1 protein-coding gene is annotated in these 2112 nt (G+C 56.5%); it reads right to left on the reverse strand.

The window, feature by feature from the left end; translation table 11 throughout:
* Positions 1-144 precede the first annotated feature (144 nt).
* Positions 145-1839 (reverse strand): phospho-sugar mutase, encoded by a 1695-nt coding sequence (locus tag DW233_RS10010; RefSeq protein ID WP_117646651.1) that lies wholly within the window; start codon positions 1837-1839, stop codon positions 145-147.
* Between the last annotated feature and the right edge of the window lie 273 nt (positions 1840-2112).

Here is a 2112-nt window from a genome sequence, read left to right on the forward strand (position 1 = left end):
GGAGGGGCGCCGGGGGCGGGAATCTGGGCGTACACATTTCCTACACAATCCGGAATTCTCAGCTGTATTTACCGGTAATAAAGAGGGGACCTCGTTTCCGAGATCCCCTCCTCCGTCTATCTATAGAAATAGGCTTTCAAAGCCTTAGGCCAACAGCTTGCGACCGGATTCCTCGATCGCGTCAAGTGCTGCATCAGCCTCGGCGGCATCCGCGCCCTTGGCGAAGATGTACAGTTTAATCTTGGGCTCGGTGCCGGAAGGACGAACAATACCCTTGTTGCCGCCCTCAAGATCGAACTCAATGACGTTAGCCTTCGGCAGGCCGTTCACGCAGGTGTTGTAGTCCACGACGGCCTCAATCTTGGACCCAGCAAGCTCCGCAGGCGGGTTCTCGCGCAGACCGGACATGATGCCGGCCATCTTTGCCGCACCCTCAGCACCCGGATAGCTCAGCGAAATCGTCTTGTTGTGGTAGTAGCCATACTTCTCGTACAGCTCGTGCATCGCATCGGCGAGGTTCTTACCCTGGAGCTTGTAATACTGCGCCATCTGGCAAATCAGCAGCGAAGTGCTCACGGCGTCCTTGTCGCGCACGTGGTCGCCAGCCAGATAGCCGTAGCTCTCCTCGAAACCAAAGATAAAGCGATCGACCTCGCCAGCATCGGAAAGCGAGGTAATGATGTCGCCGATGTACTTGAAGCCCGTCAGGCAGCGGCGGAGCTCAAAACCGTACTCGTCGGCCAGAGCGTCAACCATGGCGGAAGAAACGATAGTAGTAACGGCAACCTTCTTAGTGAGGTCCTCACCGCGGGCAGCACGGGTCTTGCAGATATAGTCGAGCAGCAGAACGCCCATCTCATTGCCGGTCAGCAGCAGATAGTCATCGCCATTCTTAACGGCAACGCCAACACGGTCGGCGTCGGGATCGGTTGCAAGCAGCAGATCGGGGTGAACCTGCTCGCAGAGATCGATGCCCTTCTGCATGGCCTGACGGATCTCGGGGTTAGGATACGGGCAGGTCGGGAAATCGCCGTTAGGTTCCTTCTGCTCGGGAACAACCGTGATATCAGTGACGCCAGCGCGCTCGAGCACCGTGGTGACGGGAATGAGGCCGGTACCATTCAGCGGCGTATAGACAAGCTTAAGCGGAGCGCCAGCGATCTCCTCGGCAGAAAGGTTGGTCACGCCGCGCGCGAGAACGGCGTCGTAATAACGCTCGAGGCACGAGTCGTCGATCCATTTGACCAGACCCTGCTCAAGAGCCTCATCAAAGTCCATGGATTTCACGCCGGTGAATGTATCGGTCTCGGCGATAGCCTTAGAAATTGCATCGGCGGCCTCGCTGGTGATCTGGCAGCCGTCGGGGCCATAGGCCTTATAGCCGTTATACGGCGCCGGGTTATGACTAGCAGTCATGCAAATGCCACCGGAGCACTTAAGATCACGGACGGCCCAGGAGAGCGTCGGCACAGGAGAAATCTTGGGATACACGAGGGCAGTCACACCGTTTGCCGCAAGAATGGCAGCCGTCGTCTTAACGAACAGTTCACCCTTATTGCGGCTATCGCGAGCGATGGCTACCGTCGGATGCTCGAAGGTCGCATTGAGATAGTCAGCAAAACCCTGCGTCGCGCGACCGACCGTATAGATATTCATACGGTTGGTGCCTGCACCGATAGTGCCGCGAAGACCGGCAGTACCGAAGGCGAGATCCTGGAAGAAAGCGTCGGTGATGGCGTCCTCATCACCCTGCTCCTTCATCGTGTTGAGCTCAGCGAGGAGCTCCTCGTCCTTGACATTGGCAATCCAAGTATCAAGCAGCTCATGAACATCTGCCATGTGAGTCCTTCCGTCACAATCAATAAAACGACCCGTGTAAAACAGGACAAGCGCAGCAGTGCGCTAAAGCAAATATTAGTCCATTGAGAACAGAGAACCAGCCACAGAACGGTGAACGTTTATATTCACCGGCGGATGATAGGATTGATTTAATTAAATAGAGAATGTCGCCTTTTAACGCAAAAAAGGGGGAGGCCGCGAGGCCTCCCCCTTCTTCAAGTCATCAGACGGCTCGGTGCCGTCCACCGGTCAGCGGCGCCCTGGCCTCCCACG

The sequence above is a fragment of the Collinsella sp. AM20-15AC genome, assembly GCF_003471405.1.
GTDB lineage: Bacteria > Actinomycetota > Coriobacteriia > Coriobacteriales > Coriobacteriaceae > Collinsella.